The 223-nt window shown below is 48.0% G+C and carries 1 protein-coding gene; it reads right to left on the bottom strand.

Features of this window, described 5'->3' with window-relative positions; genetic code table 11:
- A partial coding sequence (locus SLS51_RS24025) for a hypothetical protein (RefSeq protein WP_323840947.1) occupies positions 1–223 on the bottom strand: 223 nt, incomplete at both ends.

The following is a 223-nucleotide window of genomic DNA, read 5'->3' as shown; positions in this document are numbered from 1 at the left end:
GATCACCCGCGGTAATTTGCGTACCTAATTCAGAGAATTTGTCTAATCCATCTAATTCGGATAAATAAAACAGGCTCTCTGGTGTATTGGGCCGAGAGATATCAATATCGCGACCCGCACTGAGCATGACTTGTTGTCCCGCCCGGATACCCGCTTGCCGCAACATTAAATCATTTCCCGCAAACAGATTAATGTTGCCCGCCGCGTTCAATTGGCTCCGACT

The organism is Photorhabdus africana (assembly GCF_035181445.1).
Lineage (GTDB): Bacteria > Pseudomonadota > Gammaproteobacteria > Enterobacterales > Enterobacteriaceae > Photorhabdus > Photorhabdus laumondii.
Note: the sequence above shows the minus strand (reverse complement) of the source record. Positions and strands in the feature narration are given on the sequence as shown.